Origin of the sequence: Phyllobacterium sp. P30BS-XVII (genome assembly GCF_014138335.1) — a bacterium.
Taxonomy (GTDB): domain Bacteria; phylum Pseudomonadota; class Alphaproteobacteria; order Rhizobiales; family Rhizobiaceae; genus Phyllobacterium; species Phyllobacterium meliloti.
Genome location: NZ_JACGXO010000001.1, coordinates 587,281 through 606,482 on the forward strand (window position 1 = coordinate 587,281; position 19,202 = coordinate 606,482).

Genomic DNA, 19,202 nt, shown 5'->3' on the forward strand with positions numbered 1-19,202 from the left:
GCGCTCCTCACGCTCCAAAGACCAGCGCACGCGCCGGATCGATTGCCAGCCAGATTGCGCTGCCAAGCGCTGCCGTCTGGGGCGCATGGAACACCAGCTCCAGCCCTTCAGCGGTGCGGGCCGTGCCAACAAATTCGCGTCCGCGATATTCGATGGTTTCGACCACAGCTTCCACCGTATTGTCCGAGCGTTGGCCTGCCTCCACATCATCGGCACGGGCGGCAACAATAGCGGTGTCCCCGACTTTCAATGTATCACGCGCGGTTCCGCTCAAGGTCGCATTGCCCACCGCCACGCCGACCCGCGCATTATCAACGGAAACAACCTTGCCGGTCAGCCGGTTGCGATAGCCCATGAACTCCGCCACATCGAGATGGTCAGGACGTTCATAGAGATCGCTCGGCGCACCGACCTGCCGGATTTCACCATCGCGCAGAACGACGATACGATCCGCCAGAGATAATGCCTCATCCTGATCGTGGGTGACATAGATTGTGGTTGCCCCGAGCTGGTTGTGGATGCGGCGGATTTCGGCGCGCATTTCCAGACGCAGCTTGGCATCAAGATTGGATAGAGGTTCGTCCATCAGCACCAGAGGCGGTTCGATAACGATGGCACGCGCAATGGCCACACGCTGCTGCTGGCCACCGGAAAGCTGGCCCGGCAATTTATGCCCCTGCCCCTGCAGGCGCACCAGATTGAGCGCTTCCTCGACCCGCTTCTCCAGTTCGGCCTTGGCGACACTGCGCATTTTCAATCCGAAGCCGATGTTCTGGCGCACGGTCATATGGGGAAACAGCGCATAATTCTGGAACACCATGCCGAAACCGCGATCCTCTGGCTTCAGCGTATCAATACGCTTGTCGTCAATGAAAATGCCCCCGCCCGTCGTGGCAAGCAGACCGGCAATGCAGTTAAGCGCGGTGGACTTGCCGCAGCCTGATGGACCCAGCAAGGCAATAAATTCGCCCTTGCGGATCGAAAGCGAAACGTCCTTCAACGCATTATGCGCACCAAAGGCGCGGCTCATACGGTCAAGACGGATTTCCTGGAATGGCGAAGACGCCAGCAGCATGGGATACCTCATAATCATGCACCATCCGGGTTGCCCCGGATGGTGACATTGCTTGCATCAATCAGGGCTTCTTACCGGCGACTTCTTCGTCCCAGCGGCGGAACGCGACGACCATGGCGGATGGATCAAGCGGAACCTCGATTGGATTGTTGGCGATCCAATCGGCATATTCCTTGCGGCCAAATTCGGCCAGAGCATCCTGACTTTCCTTCGGCGCCATGGAGAGCGGCACGTCCTTGACCGCAGGACCCGGGTAGAAATACCCCTGATCGTAGGTATAGGCCTGTTGTTCCGGCGTGAGCAGGAAGCTCATCAGGTCGAGAAGCACGGCAAGTTTTTCATCTGATATGCCCTTTGGCACGCACATATAATGCGCATCGGCAACCCAGTGGAAACCTTTCAGCGGGGCGACGGCAGCTTCCTTCGGCACGACACCGAGCACGCGTGGGTTAATATCCCAGCCCGTGGTGGAAACGGTCATATCGCGCGTGCCTTCACCAAGCTCCTTCATCAGAGCGCCGGTGCCGGTCGGATAATATTCGATGTATTTGTGCAGTTCTTTCAGGTACGCCCACGTCTTGTCCCAGCCCTTGACCGGATCATGCGGGTCGCTGTCGCCAAGCAGATAGGGCAGACCCATCAGGAAAGTGCGGCCCGGACCTGAATTGGCAGGACGGGCATAGAGGAATTTGTTCGGGTTTTCCTTGGCCCAGGCCAGAAGCTCTTCGGCTGTTGTCGGAACCTTCTTTACCCGGTCTGGCATATATTCAAGCAGCGGGCCTGATGGGTAATAGGTGACGACAACGCCGTGGTCCTTGCCGAGCGCCAGCATGCGGTGCGCCGGTTCCTGATAAATTGCCTTCAGATCCGGCAATGAAGCCGAATGGTCAGGCAGAAGCTTGACCCACAGGCCCTGATCCAGACCAGCGGACAAGGCGTCAGTTCCGGTTAGAACCAGATCGATATCGAGCCGGTTGGCCGCCTGCTGCGCCTTCAGCTTTCCCGGAAGTTCGGGTGCGGGCGCTTTGGTGAAAGTGATCTTGGAAACGAGATTGGGCTTGGCAGCCGCATAGTTCTCGATGGCCTTCTGCGTCAGGGCAAGATTGCCCGCCACATCGGCTACGTTGAGAGCGACTGGAGATGTCGGCAATGCCAGTTTCGTCTGAGCAAAGAGGCGCGTGGCCTGTAGCGTCGCCAGTGCTGCCATGCCACCAATGGCTTGTCTGCGCGTGATGCGGATCATTGTCTTCCTCCCAATTGTTCCCGGTTTATTGATCGGCGGCTATCTCCCAGCCGCTCATTTGTAACTTAATATATTAATCTATCAGTTTCAGATAGCAAGCGCTTTCACCCCACGGGTTTAAAGGTTGGCAACCGTTTGGGCCGCCCCCTGTTCCAGCAGTTTTGTCAGCGCATTGCCAATCACCTCGCGAAATTCCGGGTTTGCCGAAAGATCACTGCCGAATATCTGCTCCATTCCGAGATAGGCTTCCAGAAGCGCAGAGGCCGATGTCTTTCCTGCCGTGCGCGCCTTGAATTCACTGGCAAGGGGATCGCGAACATCGATAGCCTTGCCGTTTTCATCTGTCCCGGTGGCGTAGCGCATCCAGCCGGCAATGCCCAATGCCATCAGGTCAAACGGTGCGTTCTGTTCCAGACGGACACGAATCGTATTGAGCAGACGCTGCGGCAGCTTTTGCGAGCCATCCATGGCGATCTGCCAGGTCCTGTGCCGCAAGGCTGTGTTTTGGAACCGTTCACGCAGCTGCATCTTGTAAGCCTCAAGATCAAAACCGGGCAATTTTGGCAGTGTCGGGGTGATTTCCTTGTCCATCATCCGCTCGATGAGCGCAGCAAAACCATCACCAGCCATGGCGTCGGAAACGGTTTCATGCCCTGCGAGATAACCAAGATAGGCCAATGTCGAATGGCTACCATTCAGGAGGCGCAGCTTCATCAGTTCGAATGCATCAACATCTTCAACGAAGGTAACGCCTGCCTTTTCCCATGCCGGACGACCTGTAGGAAAATGATCTTCCACCACCCATTGCGTGAACGGTTCCGTCATGATCGGCCAGCGATCGGCAAGCCCGGTGGCGTCAGTGACGGCAGTGCGATCCGCATCGGTCGTTGCAGGCACAATCCGGTCCACCATCGTCGATGGAAAGGCTACGTTGTCCCGGATGAACGCACCCAGTTCAGCGCTCCGCAATTCGGCAAAGCGCGTGACCACCCGTTTCAGGGTCTGCCCATTCGCAGGCAGATTATCGCAGGATAGAAGTGTGAAAGGTTCGGTGCCATTGGCACGCCGCCGGGCCAATGCCTCGACGATAAAGCCGATGGCCGAGCGCGGTGTGGCAGGATTGGCAAGATCATGCGTGATATCGGGGTGGCTTTCATCCAGCGATGCGGAAGCGGGCGCATAACAGTAGCCCTTCTCCGTGATGGTGAGGGAGACAATCCTGATCGCGGGATCGCTCATGGCCACGAGCAAAGCTTCAGGGCTATCAGGCGCAACCAGCACATCTTTGATGCTGCCGATGATCCGGTAGCTGCTACCGCTGCCGTCTCTGACTGCAACAGTATAAAGCCCGTCCTGAGGGCCAAGCGCGTCCCGCGTGTCGGCGCTGCGCAAAGAGGCACCCAGAATGCCCCAACTGAGATCACCTTGTGAAAGCACGCTGTCCGTATAGACAGCCTGATGCGCGCGATGAAAGGCACCGATACCGAGGTGTACAATGCCCGTTTTAACCCGGCTGCGGTCGTATCCAGGTATTGCCACACTTGCTGCCAGCTTTGGCAGATTGGCAGTGGAAAGATATGTCTGGTGGGTATCGGCCATTTGATGCCTGCAATCCTGTCTGTTCTGTTTCAGAGACGGTAGGCCTGCTTGGCCAGCCGGTAGCTCAGATCATGGGCGACCTCATGCGCCTCATCCTCATCAAGCCGGTGGTCGGCAACGAGCCGCGCCAGATAAGCGCAATCGACACGGCGGGCCATGTCATGGCGGGCGGGAATAGAGAGATAGGCGCGCGTATCATCATTGAAGCCGACCGTATTGTAGAATCCGGCCGTCTCCGTCGTCAGTTCGCGAAAGCGGCGCATACCCTCCGGGCTGTCATAGAACCACCATGCGGGTCCAAGCCGCAAGGCGGGATAATGCCCGGCCAATGGCGCCAGTTCGCGGCTATAGCTGGTTTCATCCAGTGTAAAGAGAATAAGTGTCAGACGCGGATCATTGCCAAAGGCATCAAGCAGTGGCTTCAGTTCCTCGACATAGCCGGTTGAGCGCGGAATGTCGGCACCCTTGTCAGGGCCGAAACCGGCAAATACCTGCGCATTGTGGTTGCGGAAGGAACCGGGATGAATCTGCATGACCAGACCGTCATCAATACTCATCCGCGCCATTTCCGTCAGCATCTGAGCCCGGAAAAGATCCGCGTCGGCGCTGGAAACCTTTGCTTTAAGCACCCGCTCGAAGAGAGCCGTTGCATCAGCCAGGGAAAGGTCGGCCGTGCGGGCATTGGGATGGCCGTGATCGCTTGAGGTGGCTCCGCGTGCTTTGAAATAGGCGCGGCGGTTGCGATGGGCTTCAAGATAGCCTTGGTAATCAAGGGATGTACCAGCAAGGGCAACGAGCTTTTCGACGTTCTTGAGAAAGCCCGGACGCGACGCGTCAATGACCGCATCGGGCCGGTAGGCGGGAACCACGCGCCCCTGCCAACCGGATTTCAGGATCGTGTCATGGGCAGCCAGATCATCAGTGGCGGCGTCGGTTGTGGAGATCACCTCAATGCCGAACTGTTTGTACAGCGCGCGCGGGCGCATGGATGGATCATCAAGTCTTTCGGCAATACGGTCATAGAGCTGATCCGCATTGGCTTCGGTCAGCCGCTCCTCAATACCGAAAACCGCTTCCATGGCATGCTCAAACCACAGGCGCGACGGCGTGCCGCGAAACAGGTACCAATGCCTGGCAAAGAGCCGCCATATTTTGCGCGCGTCGGTTTCGACAGGTCCGCCGTCGTGACGCGGCACACCGAGGTCCTCCAGTCTGATACCTTGAGAATAGAGCATGCGGAAAATATAATGATCAGGCTTGACGAACAGGCTGGCCGGATCAGGAAATGCCTCGTCATGCGCATACCACAGCGGGTCCGTATGGCCGTGCGGCGAAATGATAGGCAGATGTTCGACTTCGGTAAAAAGACGCCGGGCAATGATGCGGGCATCGGCCTCTATAGGAAAAAGTCGGTCTGGATGGAGAGGCATTGTATGTCCTTGCTATTATCTACGGGCCAAGCGGATACAAGATGAGACACGTACCAGCAGCGACGCCGTGAAATTGCCCGTCTCCGGGCGCTGTTCGTTTCGCATCCACTGTCCTGTTTGCCTTGTGAACATTCGGCTTTTGCGATCTTGGCGAAGAGTAAATAATAATATATTAGTATGTCAACTGGATCGATGTGCTCTGAAATCGTTTGCTTTGCGGCTGGAGACACTATGATTTCGCGCGGAATTCTACCATTCATTGCGGTAGATTCATTCGTGACACAGGAAATGGAGCGCTGGAATGACAGCACAGAACCGGGGAGAAAAGAGTTTGGCCGTGGCGACACTGGCTGAACCTGACACCTCAGCACGGGACAATGCAGCCCGCTTTGCCAAGACAGGCGCTCGCGGCGCACCGGCCGGGCGGATGACAACTGCTACGGCGATCTATCGCGAACTGCATGCCGCCATCGTCTCGATGCAGATGACACCCGGAACCGCGCTCAATGAAAAAGTGCTAACGGAACGTTTTGGTGTCAGCCGCACCCCCGTGCGTGAGGCACTGATCCGGCTGGTGGAAGACGGGCTTGTCGATGTCTTTCCGCAATCGGGAACCTTTGTCGCCCGCATACCCGTTGCGCTCATTCCGGAAGCTGTGGTCATTCGTCAGGCGCTCGAAGGCGCGACCGTCGAGCGCGCCGCTGCGGTTGCCACGGCGAAAGACATTGAATGGCTGGACGAAATTCTTGCGCGTCAGCAGTTTTTTGCCGACCGGCAGAATATGAGCGCATTTCATGAGGCCGATGAAGCCTTTCATGAGGCCATAGCGGGTATTTCGGGTCATCCCGGCATCTGGCACTATCTGAAGCCGGTGAAAGTGCAGATCGACCGGGCCCGCAGAATGACATTGCCTGCGCTTGGCCGCATGGAACATGTGCTGGCCGAACACCAGATCATCCGCAATGCCATCGAGAATCATGACGTACCGGCTGCCTGCGCGGCCATGAAACAGCATTTGAATGCCGTCATTCCCGATATTGATGAATTGAGAAAAAGCCATCCGGGTTCATTCGTCTGAGCCCGGCGATTACAGAAAATGACGGAGGACTGAATGCGTCAGGCATGGAGATGGTTTGGCCCAAAAGCCGGTGTAACACTGGATAATGTGCGCCAAGCCGGAGCGACCGATATTGTATCGGCGCTGCACGAGGTACCGATCGGTCAGGCCTGGACCGAGAAGCAGGTGCATGAACGCAAGTCCCTCATCGAAACAACGCCCGCCGGGCGTATTCCGCTCACATGGTCAGTGGTCGAGAGCATTCCGATTCCCGATGCGGTCAAACGCTTGGGCGGTGCGGCAAGGCAGGAAATCGCCGCATGGATCGCCAGCATGGAAGCCCTTGCCGCCAATGATATCCGCGTTATCTGCTACAATTTCATGCCTGTGGTTGATTGGTGCCGCACGGACCTCGATTACGTGACGCCGACGGGTTCAACCGCGATGCGGTTCGATCACAATACGTTCGCGGTGTTCGATCTGCATATCCTGCAGCGCAAGAATGCTGAAGCTGCCTATTCACAGGCGGACAGGGACATTGCCGCCGCGCTTTATGCCGAGATGAGCGGGCAGGAGATTGCGGACCTTACCCGCAATATCGCCAGCGCGCTGCCGGGCTCGACCACCGAACCCCTGACCGTTCCGGCCTTCCGCGACAAGCTTGAAGCCTATGCGGGTATTGACGCCAACAAACTGCGCCAGCATCTGATCGAATTTCTTGAAGCGGTTGCGCCTGTTGCCGACGACCTTGGCGTCAAGTTGACCCTGCATCCGGATGATCCGCCCCGTCCGCTTTTTGGCCTGCCGCGCATTGCGTCGACGGAAGCCGATTATGCTGCTTTGTTCGATGCGGTTCCGTCCGCAGCCAATGGCATGTGTTTCTGTACGGGAAGCCTCGGCGTCAGGGCTGATAACGACCTGCCAAAGATTGCCCGGCGCTTTGCCTCGCGCATCCACTTTTCGCATCTGCGCGCGACCACCCGCGAAGGCGATGGCCGCAGCTTCCACGAAGCAGCGCATCTGGAAGGCGATGTGGATATGGTGGCCGTGTTGAAAGAACTGATCACCGAAGATCGCAAGCGCAGTCCATCGGACAGTATCATCTTCCGCTCCGACCACGGTCATCGCATGCTTGATGATCTCAACAAAGAAGTTACACCGGGCTATCCGGCCATTGGCCGCCTGCGGGGTCTGGCTGAATTGCGCGGCATCATTCACGCTCTGGAGGCTGCCCCGTCTCTCTGACCGTCTCCGAGACCCAGCTGGTTTGAAGAGCCCCGGCATTGTCGTGCCGGGGCTTTTTCATTTTTACCGTTAATTTTGATTAACGCTTTTGCGCCCAAAACGGCGGTTTTGGAGTCTTCGCTTAGTTTTTCGTTCAGTATTAATCACATTGTCGCCATATTTCGTCACGAACGAACACAACAGGCCAGTTGTTCCAAGCATCACCAATCACGTTTTGAGTCATAATAAGACAAATTTTTTGAATGACTTGGCTCATCTTGCAGGATTTGCTCAGGGATATTTCCTTATCGAGCCACCTCGAGGCCACATTTACCCAAAATAGAAGGGACCACTCATTCACGTGACGATCTACTTGCCCAGGATCATTCTCAAGCGTGTGTCTTCAGTCTGGCAATTCCTGCCACGGGCCGTTTAAAGTGCGAATTTCAATATGGTCTCCATTGCAAGTATCCGTAAGGTACTTTCTGCAACCATGCTTCTTTTGATGTTTGGTATCGTTTCAGCAAATGCCGGTTCCGCCTGTGGTGGCGCTTCCTGGTATGCCCTTCATTCCAAGACCGCCTCCGGCGAGAGAATGAATCCCTCCGCTCTCACAGCTGCTCATCGCACTTTGCCTTTCGGCTCCAAGGTGAAAGTCACCAACCAGCGCAACGGCAAGTCGATCGTCGTGCGCATCAATGATCGTGGTCCGTTCATCAAAGGCCGCGTTATCGATCTGTCCAAGGGCGCTGCAAACCGTCTCGGTTTTGTTGGTGCCGGCCATACCAATATCTGCATGGCCAAGCTCTAATATCGCTTTCTGTACCCGTGCCTGACAGGTCCGGGTACAGACGTCCACAATATCTTGATCGCGGTTCAGGATTGACCTTGACCATTGAACGTGACATCGCCATGTCAACACTCCTAATCCTGTCGGGGGACGTTCCATGGCACTGAAAGTTGCGGTCCAGATGGACCATATCAATTCAATCCGGATCGCAGGCGATACAAGCTTTGCATTGTGCCTTGAGGCACAGGCGCGCGGCCACACGCTCTATCACTACACGCCCGATAGGCTGAGCATGCGCGATGGCGTCGTTCGCGCCCGCGTTGAAGAGCTGAAGGTTCGCGACATCGAAGGTGATCACTTCACTCTCGGCGAACAGATTTCGCGCGATCTGTCGGAAATGGATGTGGTGCTGCTGCGGCAGGACCCGCCTTTCGACATGAACTATATTACGACAACGCATCTGCTTGAGCGCATTCACCCGAAAACGCTTGTCGTCAATGATCCGGCCTGGGTGCGCAACAGCCCGGAAAAAATCTTCGTCACGGAATTTCCTGACCTTATGCCGGATACGTTGATCACCAAAGATCCGCAGGAAATCATGAATTTCCGCAAGGAGTTCGGCGATATCATCCTCAAGCCGCTTTATGGCAATGGCGGTGCCGGCGTGTTCCATCTTGCTGATGGCGACCGCAATCTGACATCGCTTCTGGAAATGTTCGGCCAGATGTTCCGCGAGCCAATCATTGCCCAACGTTACCTCAAGGATGTGCGCGCTGGTGATAAGCGCATCATCCTGATCGACGGTGAACCTGTCGGCGCGATCAACCGTGTGCCTTCCGAAAGTGATGCCCGCTCCAACATGCATGTGGGCGGTCGCGCAGAAAAGACCGAGCTGACCGAGCGCGAACGTGAGATTTGCGCGCGCATCGGCCCCTCTTTGCGTGAACGCGGCTTCATCCTCGTCGGTATCGATGTCATCGGTGACTACATGACCGAGATCAACGTCACGTCGCCCACCGGCGTGCGCGAAGTGAAGCGCTTTGGCGGCGCCGATATTGCAGCGCTGTTCTGGGACGCGGTGGAGGCCAAGCGGCGCTAACTGCGCCGTTCACGTTCCATCGCTTCAAGAATATCGACAAAGGCGCGCACGCGCGCCGGCCGGAACTTTGCCGGTGGATAAACCGCATGAATTCCGCCGGATGGTAGTGACCATTCCGGCAATACCCGCACCAACCGGCCACCGGCAATATCATCAGCCACCTGATAGTCGGGCATAACGGCAAGCCCGATGCCCGCCAGCACGCAGACATAGCTGGCTTCGGTGCCATTGGCAGTCACAACGGGCTTGCCTGATATAGTCACGGTTTTGTCCGCGCTTGAAAACAACCAGCGCAGCGGCTCCTTCAACGCGCCATTGGCGATCCATTTGGCGTCTTCCAGAGCTTCCGGATGATTGGCAGAACGCATTCGTGCGGCATAGGCGGGCGAACAGACGAGATGCTGTTCGAAGGTGCCGATGCGCCGGGCCTGCGCGCTGGAATCCTCCAGCCAGCCGACACGGATCGACAGGTCCAGTTCGTTATCGACCAGATCGAATTTGACGTCGGTGAATTTCAGATCGACCTTCATCTGCGGATAACGCTCAATATATAGCGCCACGGCTGGCGCCACGATTTTCGCGCCATAATCCAGCGGCGCAGTCAGCATGAGTGTTCCCGCGGGTGTACCCGTCTCGGATGAAACCTCATCAATCGCATTCTCCGCTTCGCGCAGGACAATAATACAACGTTCATAGAACCGGCGTCCTGCCTCGGTCGCCCGCAATCGCCGCGTGGTGCGGATAAGAAGCGCCGTGCCCAGTTCCTCCTCCAGCTTCGACAATTGATGACTGACAACGGCTTTGGCAACGCCAAGCCGGTCTGCGGCAGCGGTAAAGGAACCCATATCGACAACAGTGACAAAATAGATGAAGCGATTGAAACTGACCGAAGGCATGGTTGCGCTCTATTATCTGATTTAATCAGACAGTTTGTCTCTTTGATCAGGATTTTTCAAGAAACCTTTCCGTGTCAGTGTTCGGCCTCTCACCGAGAAACCGATTAAGGAATGAAACTGTGCGAACCCTTCTGACAAGACGCGATACGATGAAATCCATTCTGGCTGCCGGTGTTGTGGCCGCTCTTCAGCCGCTCGGCACCTTAGCTGCAAGAGCCGCTGCGAAACTGGAATGGACTTATTTTCAGGCGGATGAGAATGGTTTTCGCCGCACGCCCGTGCTGTTGACCGGTGAAAAGGAAGCGATATTGCTTGATGGTGGGTTTACACTGTCCGATGGACGTGTTGTTGCCGATGCCATCAAGGCCACCGGCAAGACGTTGACGACGATTTATGTCAGCTGTAGCGATCCTGACTACTATTTTGGTCTGCGTCCCATCGTTGATGCTTTCCCGAAGGCAAAGGTGATTGCTGCCAGCGCGACGGTCGAAGCTATCAAGGGTAATGTGCAGGGCAAGCTTGATGTCTGGGGCCCGCAACTCAAGGACAATGGCCCGAAAGTATTGGCAGATGTGGTCATCCCGGAAGCATCAGATGTGGCTTCGCTTGAGCTTGAGGGCAACACGATAGAAGTGATAACTGTCAAAGACCTGAAAGACCGTCGCTATCTCTGGGTGCCAAGCCTTGAAGCGGTCTTTGGCGGCGTTCTGGTATCATCCGGTGTCCATGTCTGGGTTGCGGATGAACCGACAACGGATGACCGGAAGAAGTGGATTGCGGCACTTGATGAAATCACTGCCCGTAAGCCCAAGATTGTTGTGCCATCCCATCAGGCTACCAATGCGCCGCAGGGTGTTGATGCGGTGAAATTCACCCGCGACTATCTCGAAACATTCAATACCGAAGCTGAAAAAGCCAAGACAAGCGGCGAACTGATCTCGGCAATGAAAACGCATTACCCTGACCTTCTCGATGTCTCGTCGCTCGAGCTTGGTGCCAAGGTTGCCAAGGGCGAGATGAAGTGGGGCTGATTGCCCCTATCCTCAACTGATAAAGCAACGCCAGCCTGATCGTTGGCGCTGCTTTGCTCGCGTTCCCCTAACGTTCTTGTCATGCCGCGCAAATTGTGATGAGGTGCCATTATTGGCACTATTCATTTTTTGACGCGATATTTTCAAGGAACGATTGATGGTCACCCGCGTGCGTACCGTCGCATTTCAGGGCATTGAGGCCCAACCTGTCGATGTGCAGGTCATGATCTCTCCCGGTAAAATGGGCATCCACATTGTCGGCCTGCCAGATAAGGCGGTGGCTGAAAGCCGTGAGCGCGTGCAGGCGGCGCTGCATGCTTCAGGGCTTTCCCTGCCGCCGAAGAAAGTGACTGTCAATCTCGCTCCGGCAGACCTGCCGAAGGAGGGTAGCCATTACGACCTGCCGATCGCCGTGGGTTTGATGGCGGGGCTTGGCGCCATGCCAGCCGATGCGCTGCAATCCTACGTCGTGCTTGGCGAGTTGTCGCTTGATGGAACGATCACGCATGTGGCAGGCGTCCTGCCCGCAGCAATCTCCGCCAACCGGCAGGATCGTGGTTTGATCTGTCCCGCTCCCTGCGGTCCTGAAGCGGCGTGGGCAGGCGAGGACATCGATATTCTGGCGCCGCGCAGCCTCATCAGCCTTGCCAACCATTTTCGCGGCCATCAGGTGCTGTCGCGCCCTGAACCCGCCATGCACGCCAATGCGCCAGATTTGCCCGATCTGGCTGATATCCGAGGTCAGGAAAGTGCCCGGCGCGCGCTGGAGATTGCCGCCGCAGGCGGTCATAACCTCCTCATGATTGGTCCTCCCGGTTCAGGCAAGTCCATGCTGGCGCAGCGGCTTCCCTCCATCCTGCCGCCACTCCTGCCGCGCGAGCTTCTCGAGGTCTCCATGATTGCCTCGGTTGCCGGTGAATTGCTGGGTGGTAAACTGACGGATCGACGCCCCTTTCGCGCGCCGCACCATTCCGCCTCCATGGCTGCTATGGTGGGCGGCGGTATTCGTGCCAGGCCGGGCGAAGTCTCTCTGGCACATCGCGGCGTGCTGTTTCTCGATGAGTTTCCGGAATTCACACCGCAGGTGCTCGACTCCCTGCGACAACCGCTTGAAACGGGTGATTGCATGATCGCCCGCGCCAATCACCGTATTTCCTATCCGGCACAGATCCAGCTTGTGGCAGCCATGAACCCCTGCCGCTGCGGGATGGCAGGCGAACCGGGGCACCGCTGTGCCAGAGGACCGCGCTGCCAGCAGGACTATCAGGCGCGTGTTTCCGGGCCGCTGCTTGATCGCATTGATCTTCGTATTGATGTTCCCGCCGTCAGTGCGTCCGATCTCATCCATCGCCCAGCCTCCGAAAGCAGCGCATCCGTTGCTGTGCGGGTCGCCCATGCCCGAGACATCCAGAAGCGGCGTTACGAGGCATTGGGAATTCCTGCCGTGACAGTGAATGCTCATTGCCCTGTCGCGCTGATCGAAGACGTCGCCAAGCCTGATGGAGCGGGGCTAGCGCTGTTACGGCAAGCGGCGGAGCAGATGCGCTTTTCCGCACGCGGCTATCACAGGGTCCTTAAAGTTGCGCGAACGCTGGCCGATCTGGAAGGCGCGGAGGCTGTCGGGCGTATTCACGTGGCGGAAGCGATTTCATACCGCATGGCACAGGACACGGCCAATCAAGCCGCCTGAATCCGCAAAAAGAAAATGCCGGACTTTTCGATCCGGCATATCCTGAATACTTTAGCCTCGATTTAGCGGACCGAGCCCACAAGAATGTTGCTTGGCGCTTCGATGCTGACCCAGCGGCCCGTGTTGTTCGTGGCCTGACGCTTGAGGTAGGTATATTCGGTTTCCGACCAGTTCTTGACACCATCTGCAAGATTATCGAGGACGAAATCGCCGGTGTCGGTGCGTACAGTCAGAACCGCATGACCTTCGCCATCAGGCTTGCGCACCACGGTGATCAGAAGATCCGCCGGTGAAATGCCTGCCTGCATCAGTTCGCGGCGCTTTTCCAGAACATAGTCTTCACAATCACCAACATTGCCAACCTTGTCAGGATAGCCCCAATATTCCTCGACACCGTAAATTTCCATATCCGTCAAAGGCTTGACAGTCTGGTTCACATGGCTGTTGACGTTGACGATCAGTTCCCAGAAATCACGGGTCATCTTGGCTGGAGCAACGTTGCGGCTGCGCACAGAGCACTCGTCCGGCAGGCGCTTGCAGAACTCATAATGACCGATTGGCTGGGATGTCAGGCCGCCGGTCTGCATGAAAGGTTCGGCTGCGGAAGCGGTATTTGCGACGAGCACACCAGCGAAAAATGCCGCTGCGAACCCCATCGACTTCAAAATCTTTACCGCTCCGAACATGCTTTACTCCGAACCCAACCAGCCTTCGTTAACAAAACGTTAATGTCGGGAGGGGATATGAGTCAATCACAATGGCGCCACGATCCCGCCATTGTTAATATATGGTTAAAATTTGAACTTCCTAGATTTTGACGAAAATTTGAAGGTTGTACGCTGCGATCACTTGCAACCAGCAGGAGATTAAGGTGTTGCGTCCGGCCTGTGTAAAATTCACAGCCTTATCAGCAATCATTTGAATTCATTGAGTTTTATTGAATAATTTGAAGGTCATAACGAGCAGATGCCGGAAGAACCAGTCTTCCGGCAATTCTGTTTTATGTCCCAAAACTGTGTTCAGCCGCGAACGCGTTTACCGATCGGCGTCACGTTACTCTTGCGATTGGCCTGAGCGTGATCGTTAACAAATTTGACAATACGTGGTGCAATTTCAGCACGGAACCGCGATCCATTGAATACGCCGTAGTGGCCAACCTTGCCCTGCAGATGGTGCATGCGCATGTGATCAGGGATATTTACACATAGGGTTTGGGCGGCTTTGGTCTGGCCGACACCGGAAATGTCATCATTCTCACCCTCAACCGTCAGAAGGGCAACGGTGCGGATTGCCGAAGGGTCAACCAGCTTGCCGCGATGGGTCATCTCGCCCTTGGGCAGCGACTGCTTGACAAAAACCGTATCGACCGTCTGCAGATAGAATTCTGCAGTCAGATCCATCACGGCCAGATATTCGTCATAGAATTCGCGGTGCTTGTCAGCGGAATCGCCATCTTCCTTGACAAGATGCATGAAGAATTCCTTGTGCGCCGTGATATGGCGGTCAAGATTCATGCTCATGAAGCCGGAAAGTTGCAGAAAGCCGGGATAAACATCACGCATGAAGCCCGCATGCGGCCATGGCACCGACATGATGACATTGTCGCGGAACCAGTTAATGCCCTTTTCCTCGGCCAGAATATTGACCGCTGTCGGGTTCTTGCGTGTGTCGATTGGGCCGCCCATCAGCGTCATGCTTGATGGGGCAAACCTGTCGCCATCAGCTTCCATGATGGATACTGCTGCAAGAACCGGGACGGATGGCTGACAGACGGCCACCACATGGGTGTCTTCTCCCAGCGCGTGGAACATTTTGATGACGTAATCAATGTAGTCATCCAGATCAAAACGGCCTGCGCTCAGCGGCACGGAGCGCGCGTCAACCCAATCGGTAATGTAGACTTCCGCATGGGGCAACAGGGCCTCGACAGTCCCGCGCAGCAGCGTTGCGTAGTGACCGGACATGGGCGCAACAACGAGAATCTTTGGATCGGCTGCACGCTTGGATGACAGTGCGCGCTTGAAGTGGATCACATTGCAGAATGGTTTCGACCAGACGATCTTTTCGCGGATTTCGACCTCTTCACCATCCACGATAGTCATCGGGAGGTTGAAAGCAGGCTTGGCATAGGCGCGTGTCGTGCGCTCAAACAATTCGCAGCCAGCCGTGATGGAACGGCCGATAATTGTTTGCGATAAAGGATTGAGCGGATTGTCGTAGAACAGCTTGGTTGCGTCCGCCAAGGCCCGGTACGGCTGCAGGGCGGCATGATTGAGTTCATAAAGCTGGTAGAACATTCCACTGTCCGATCATATCAACACAACGGCGATCTCAAAAACATGATCATCAAAGATGAATATGTTCTTGACGGGAGGATAACCCTAGCCGGTTTAATTGATATTGCAATGCAACAAAAGGATTAGTGGGGAGAAAGATGTTCACAAATGTCTGTGCAGGCGCAACATAAATTGCGCACTGCACAGGTAAAGGGTCAGGCACCTTCGACAATGACCATCTCGCCTTCGGCATATTGCTGCCGGATGGCCTTGGCCGCCTGATATTCCGGTGAATTGTAGCAGTCTAGCGCGTGCTGCACCGACGGAAACTCGATCACGACATTTCGGGCGCGCACAGTACCCTCAAGCTGATGATATGTGCCGCCGCGTGCCAGAAAATTCGCGCCGTAACGCTCAAAGGCCGGTTTCGCTGTCGCAATGTAACCCTTGTAGCCTTCCGCATCCTTCACATCGATGCGCGCTATCCAATATCCCTTGGCCATGATTCCTCCCAAACTTACACGGGCGGTTCGCCCGAACTCCGGCAGATTTGATCAGACACCCGCCATTTCGGCAAGGATCGCTTCAGCCGCAGCCTTCGGATCGGCGGCGCTGACGATTGGACGAGCAACAACGAGATGGCTTGCCCCGGCACGCAGGGCATCCGACGGCGTCATGACGCGTTTCTGATCACCAATATCGGCGCCCTTTGGCCGGATACCGGGGGTGACAACAGTAAGATCGGGACCGACGATCTTGCGCACAGCGGAGGCTTCCGCAGCGGAGCAGACTATGCCGCCCATTCCCGCATGCAGCGCCTGTTCTGCCCGGATAAGCACCAGTGTGTGCGGATCATGTTCATAACCGGCATCAATCATGTCCTGCTGGTCCATGGAGGTGAGCACGGTGACGCCAAGCAGGCACAGCTCCGATCCGCGCGCTGCTTCCACAGCGGCCTTCATTGCCTTGGGATAGGCATGGAGTGTCAGCATGGAAACGCCCATCTTGACGATGTTCTCAACGCCCTTTGCGACCGTGTTGTCGATATCGAGGAGCTTCATGTCCAAGAAGACTTTTTTGCCTGACTGGACAAGCTCCGTTGCAAAACCAAGGCCGCCGGCAAAGGCCAGTTGATAGCCGATTTTATAGAAGGATACCGTATCCCCGAGGGTGCTGACGATATCACCCGCCGCCTTCAGGTCAGGCACATCAAGGCCTACGATGAGGCGATCGCGCAAAGCCGCTTCCATCATGACAAACCACCTTTTCCGTTGATCGCCATCCCATGACACACCAATGCGCGATAGGGAAGCTCAGAACGGCAAAAGTACAGATAAAAGCGGCCTGTTAACGGGTTTTTGCCAGCCTTGCGTGGTCAATCAGCGACTGGCAGGTTCGCTCCATGGCTCTGGTGGTCCGGCTATCGTGGAAGGAGCCGTCTGCTGTAAAGGCCTCATGGGCATGGGCGACGGAACATTGCTCGCTGATAATCTGCGTTCCTACGTTCATCAGAACCGACCGCAAATGATAGAGGCCACGGATACCGGCGAAATTGCCGTCGGATGACGAGCAGAGCGCAACAATCTTGCCCGCATACGGCTTGAGGGGCTTTTCACCATCTCTGGAAATGCGGCTGACCCAATCAATGGTGTTTTTCAGAAGTGGTGGAATGGAGGAGTTATATTCAGGCGAGGCAATCAGGATGCCGTCATGGGCTGCAAACAGCCGCCCGAGCCTCATGGCGTTTTCCGGGATGCCTTTTTCAGACTCCAAATCCTGATCCATGATGGGGAGCGGATAGTCGATCAGGGCAATGCGTGTCACATCAGCACCAAGAGCCGCCAATGTCTTCGTCGCAACATCAGCAACCTGGCCGCTGAAAGCACCGGTACGATTCGAACCTGCGAAAACAAGAATCTTCGGCAGCATATGGTTCCCTTCAGGGTCAGACGATGAAAGCAGGCTATCAGGCGTGGCGGTAAATCCACAGGCGGGCGGGCGGCACATTGCGGATGATGAAATCGAGGTGCTCGATCTTGTAATTACCGCGACCGGCAGGAACCGGCGACATCGGGCCGTAAGTGATCTGGACAATCGGGCGGCCATGCGGAACCCGGCGCAGCAGGTCCTCGATAATCTTTACACGATCACCAACCGGGAAATTCAAAAGCGGCACTGCCGAGACGACCGAATCAAACATCTGGCCCTTGTGCTCGCCAAGTGTCTTGTCGAGGTTGAAAGCATCACCCTCAATAATATTCACGCCGGGGAAATCTTCGCGCAGATGTTCGGCAAAATCTGCGGAATATTCAACGCAGAAGAGGTTTTCAGCTGTAACACCGCGATTGAGGATCGCGCGCGTGATCACGCCAGTGCCCGGCCCAAGCTCCAGAACAGGCAGACCGGAATGGGGATTAACGACACTGGCCATACGGCGCGCAGTGATGGAACTTGTCGGGAGAATTGAACCAACTGCCTTCGGACCATGCATCCAGCCCTTGAAAAAGCGGATTTCCTCGCCGAATCGTTCAGCGAGTTTCTTTCCCAGTGGTCGTGTCATTGCCATCCCTCCCGTCGCAGATTGACAGATTTATGACGCAACTCGTGGCGGAAGCAAGGCCGATTGCCTCACTTTGGCAACAAATTTACTCGCTCAGTCCTTCAAAGAATTCCTTCATGCGAGCAAAGAAGCCCGATGATTGCGGGCTATTGTCCTGCGACGACACACGCTCAAACTCTTCCAGCAATTCGCGCTGGCGCTTGTTAAGGTTTTGCGGCGTTTCGATCGCGATCTGGATATAGAGATCGCCCATGGCGGGCTGGCGTAAAACCGGCATGCCCTTGCCTTTAAGGCGGAACTGCTTGGCGTTCTGCGTGCCTTCGGGGATTTTGACCCGTGTCTGCGTGCCGTCAAGCGTCACCACTTCAAACTGGCCGCCAAGCGCAGCGGTGGTCATGGATATGGGCACCTTGCAGTAAAGGTCTGACCCATCCCGCTGGAAGAACTCATGCGGTTTCAGCGACAGGAAAATATAAAGATCGCCAGAGGGTCCACCACGGACACCCGCCTCACCTTCGCCAGTCAGACGAATGCGTGTACCGTCTTCGATACCCGCCGGAATGTTGACCGAAAGCGAACGCTCTTCGGTGATTCGGCCCTGACCCGAGCACTTCGTGCAGGGATCTTTGATGGTCTGACCGCGGCCATGGCAGGTCGGGCAGGTGCGCTCGATGGAAAAGAAGCCCTGCGCTGCCCGGACGCGGCCGGAACCACCACAGGTATTGCAGGTGACGGGTGACGTGCCCGGCTTGGCGCCGCTGCCGGAACATTCATCACAGGTAATGGAGGTTGGTACGCGAATCTGGGCTGTCTTGCCCGCATAGGCCTCTTCAAGCGTGATTTCCATATTGTAGCGAAGGTCGGCGCCACGTTCGCGACCACCGGACCGGCGCTGGCGGCCACCGCCCATCATCTCGCCAAAAATGTCTTCGAAAATATCGGCAAAACCACCGGCGCCGCCAAAGCCGCCGCCTCCACCGCCCATGCCACCATTTTCAAACGCCGCGTGACCGAACCGGTCATAGGCCGCGCGCTTGTTGGGGTCTTTCAGCGTTTCGTAAGCTTCGCCGATTTCCTTGAATTTGTGCTCGGCCTTTTCATCGCCCGGATTCTTGTCGGGGTGATATTGCATCGCCAGTTTACGGAAAGCGCTCTTGAGCTCCTTCTCATCAGCGCCTCTCGCTACGCCGAGGGTTTCGTAATAGTCAGCCTTCATCCAAACACTCGTTCCA

General features: G+C 56.2%; 18 protein-coding genes. 6 read left to right on the plus strand and 12 right to left on the minus strand.

All coding sequences use genetic code 11. From position 1 onward, the window contains the following. Positions 1–7: 7 nt before the first annotated feature. From FHW17_RS02880 to uxaC, 4 genes are all read right to left on the minus strand, one after another. Entirely contained in the window at positions 8–1,075 is a 1,068-nt protein-coding gene (locus FHW17_RS02880) for an ABC transporter ATP-binding protein (protein ID WP_182509405.1), read from the minus strand. A gap of 61 nt (positions 1,076–1,136) precedes the next feature. Further along, a complete protein-coding gene (locus FHW17_RS02885) occupies positions 1,137–2,315 on the minus strand; it encodes an extracellular solute-binding protein (protein ID WP_182509406.1) in 1,179 nt (392 codons plus the stop codon). Between the two features lie 120 nt (positions 2,316–2,435). Next, a complete protein-coding gene (locus FHW17_RS02890; protein ID WP_182509173.1) occupies positions 2,436–3,917 on the minus strand; it encodes a mannitol dehydrogenase family protein in 1,482 nt (493 codons plus the stop codon). 29 nt (positions 3,918–3,946) lie between these two features. Beyond that, positions 3,947–5,347: a glucuronate isomerase gene (gene uxaC / locus FHW17_RS02895; protein WP_182509174.1), complete on the minus strand. Its 1,401-nt coding sequence runs from the start codon at positions 5,345–5,347 to the stop codon at positions 3,947–3,949. 301 nt (positions 5,348–5,648) lie between these two features. On the opposite strand from uxaC, the gene FHW17_RS02900 reads away from it, so the two are divergent. The 4 genes from FHW17_RS02900 (at position 5,649) to gshB (ending at position 9,517) form a co-directional block, all read left to right on the plus strand. Further along, positions 5,649–6,425, plus strand: a complete 777-nt coding sequence (locus FHW17_RS02900; RefSeq protein WP_091879252.1) for a GntR family transcriptional regulator — start codon at positions 5,649–5,651, stop codon at positions 6,423–6,425. Positions 6,426–6,458: 33 nt separating this feature from the next. Then, the gene (gene uxuA, locus FHW17_RS02905) at positions 6,459–7,649 is read left to right on the plus strand and encodes a mannonate dehydratase (protein WP_182509175.1); all 1,191 of its coding nucleotides are present in this window, start codon (positions 6,459–6,461) and stop codon (positions 7,647–7,649) included. Positions 7,650–8,121: 472 nt separating this feature from the next. Then, positions 8,122–8,439 carry a septal ring lytic transglycosylase RlpA family protein gene (locus FHW17_RS02910; protein ID WP_175540577.1) on the plus strand — a complete coding sequence of 106 codons (318 nt, stop codon included), beginning with the start codon at positions 8,122–8,124 and terminating at the stop codon, positions 8,437–8,439. 136 nt (positions 8,440–8,575) lie between these two features. Continuing rightward, positions 8,576–9,517 carry a glutathione synthase gene (gene gshB, locus FHW17_RS02915; protein WP_091879257.1) on the plus strand — a complete coding sequence of 314 codons (942 nt, stop codon included), beginning with the start codon at positions 8,576–8,578 and terminating at the stop codon, positions 9,515–9,517. Here the strand turns inward: gshB and FHW17_RS02920 are convergent. Then, entirely contained in the window at positions 9,514–10,413 is a 900-nt protein-coding gene (locus FHW17_RS02920; protein WP_113095285.1) for a LysR family transcriptional regulator, read from the minus strand. The two genes, gshB and FHW17_RS02920, sit on opposite strands and share 4 nt — an antisense overlap. Positions 10,414–10,562: 149 nt before the next feature. On the opposite strand from FHW17_RS02920, the gene FHW17_RS02925 reads away from it, so the two are divergent. Both FHW17_RS02925 and FHW17_RS02930 read left to right on the plus strand, forming a co-directional pair. Next, positions 10,563–11,444, plus strand: coding sequence for an MBL fold metallo-hydrolase (locus tag FHW17_RS02925; protein WP_182509407.1), 882 nt, complete (start codon positions 10,563–10,565; stop codon positions 11,442–11,444). A gap of 157 nt (positions 11,445–11,601) precedes the next feature. After that, on the plus strand, positions 11,602–13,134 hold the full coding sequence (locus tag FHW17_RS02930; protein ID WP_182509176.1) for a YifB family Mg chelatase-like AAA ATPase: 1,533 nt from the start codon (positions 11,602–11,604) through the stop codon (positions 13,132–13,134). 62 nt (positions 13,135–13,196) lie between these two features. Here FHW17_RS02930 and FHW17_RS02935 read toward each other — a convergent pair whose 3' ends face one another. From FHW17_RS02935 to dnaJ, 7 genes are all read right to left on the minus strand, one after another. Beyond that, positions 13,197–13,820 carry a transglutaminase-like cysteine peptidase gene (locus FHW17_RS02935; protein WP_112522725.1) on the minus strand — a complete coding sequence of 208 codons (624 nt, stop codon included), beginning with the start codon at positions 13,818–13,820 and terminating at the stop codon, positions 13,197–13,199. A 333-nt stretch (positions 13,821–14,153) separates the two neighbouring features. Further along, positions 14,154–15,431, minus strand: coding sequence for a polyhydroxyalkanoate depolymerase (gene phaZ, locus FHW17_RS02940; RefSeq protein WP_182509177.1), 1,278 nt, complete (start codon positions 15,429–15,431; stop codon positions 14,154–14,156). Between the two features lie 194 nt (positions 15,432–15,625). Next, positions 15,626–15,913: a DUF1330 domain-containing protein gene (locus FHW17_RS02945; protein WP_091879266.1), complete on the minus strand. Its 288-nt coding sequence runs from the start codon at positions 15,911–15,913 to the stop codon at positions 15,626–15,628. Positions 15,914–15,964: 51 nt separating this feature from the next. Then, on the minus strand, positions 15,965–16,660 hold the full coding sequence (pyrF, locus tag FHW17_RS02950; protein ID WP_182509408.1) for an orotidine-5'-phosphate decarboxylase: 696 nt from the start codon (positions 16,658–16,660) through the stop codon (positions 15,965–15,967). 97 nt (positions 16,661–16,757) lie between these two features. After that, positions 16,758–17,339 carry an NAD(P)H-dependent oxidoreductase gene (locus FHW17_RS02955; protein WP_182509178.1) on the minus strand — a complete coding sequence of 194 codons (582 nt, stop codon included), beginning with the start codon at positions 17,337–17,339 and terminating at the stop codon, positions 16,758–16,760. Between the two features lie 37 nt (positions 17,340–17,376). Further along, on the minus strand, positions 17,377–17,970 hold the full coding sequence (gene pmtA, locus FHW17_RS02960) for a phospholipid N-methyltransferase PmtA (protein WP_182509179.1): 594 nt from the start codon (positions 17,968–17,970) through the stop codon (positions 17,377–17,379). Positions 17,971–18,055: 85 nt separating this feature from the next. Beyond that, complete coding sequence (dnaJ, locus tag FHW17_RS02965; RefSeq protein ID WP_182509180.1) at positions 18,056–19,186, minus strand: molecular chaperone DnaJ; 1,131 nt, start codon at positions 19,184–19,186, stop codon at positions 18,056–18,058. Positions 19,187–19,202: the final 16 nt, after the last annotated feature.

What these genes read in the sequence shown, in the direction of transcription:
- FHW17_RS02880 (WP_182509405.1), bottom strand. Translation starts at nt 1,075, where the DNA reads ATGCTGCTGGCGTCTTCGCCATTCCAGGAAATCCGTCTTGACCGTATG.
- FHW17_RS02890 (WP_182509173.1), bottom strand. Translation starts at nt 3,917, where the DNA reads ATGGCCGATACCCACCAGACATATCTTTCCACTGCCAATCTGCCAAAG.
- uxaC (WP_182509174.1), bottom strand. Translation starts at nt 5,347, where the DNA reads ATGCCTCTCCATCCAGACCGACTTTTTCCTATAGAGGCCGATGCCCGC.
- FHW17_RS02900 (WP_091879252.1), top strand. Translation starts at nt 5,649, where the DNA reads ATGACAGCACAGAACCGGGGAGAAAAGAGTTTGGCCGTGGCGACACTG.
- uxuA (WP_182509175.1), top strand. Translation starts at nt 6,459, where the DNA reads ATGCGTCAGGCATGGAGATGGTTTGGCCCAAAAGCCGGTGTAACACTG.
- FHW17_RS02910 (WP_175540577.1), top strand. Translation starts at nt 8,122, where the DNA reads ATGCTTCTTTTGATGTTTGGTATCGTTTCAGCAAATGCCGGTTCCGCC.
- gshB (WP_091879257.1), top strand. Translation starts at nt 8,576, where the DNA reads ATGGCACTGAAAGTTGCGGTCCAGATGGACCATATCAATTCAATCCGG.
- FHW17_RS02920 (WP_113095285.1), bottom strand. Translation starts at nt 10,413, where the DNA reads ATGCCTTCGGTCAGTTTCAATCGCTTCATCTATTTTGTCACTGTTGTC.
- FHW17_RS02925 (WP_182509407.1), top strand. Translation starts at nt 10,563, where the DNA reads ATGAAATCCATTCTGGCTGCCGGTGTTGTGGCCGCTCTTCAGCCGCTC.
- FHW17_RS02930 (WP_182509176.1), top strand. Translation starts at nt 11,602, where the DNA reads ATGGTCACCCGCGTGCGTACCGTCGCATTTCAGGGCATTGAGGCCCAA.
- FHW17_RS02935 (WP_112522725.1), bottom strand. Translation starts at nt 13,820, where the DNA reads ATGTTCGGAGCGGTAAAGATTTTGAAGTCGATGGGGTTCGCAGCGGCA.
- phaZ (WP_182509177.1), bottom strand. Translation starts at nt 15,431, where the DNA reads ATGTTCTACCAGCTTTATGAACTCAATCATGCCGCCCTGCAGCCGTAC.
- FHW17_RS02945 (WP_091879266.1), bottom strand. Translation starts at nt 15,913, where the DNA reads ATGGCCAAGGGATATTGGATAGCGCGCATCGATGTGAAGGATGCGGAA.
- pyrF (WP_182509408.1), bottom strand. Translation starts at nt 16,660, where the DNA reads ATGGAAGCGGCTTTGCGCGATCGCCTCATCGTAGGCCTTGATGTGCCT.
- FHW17_RS02955 (WP_182509178.1), bottom strand. Translation starts at nt 17,339, where the DNA reads ATGCTGCCGAAGATTCTTGTTTTCGCAGGTTCGAATCGTACCGGTGCT.
- pmtA (WP_182509179.1), bottom strand. Translation starts at nt 17,970, where the DNA reads ATGACACGACCACTGGGAAAGAAACTCGCTGAACGATTCGGCGAGGAA.
- dnaJ (WP_182509180.1), bottom strand. Translation starts at nt 19,186, where the DNA reads ATGAAGGCTGACTATTACGAAACCCTCGGCGTAGCGAGAGGCGCTGAT.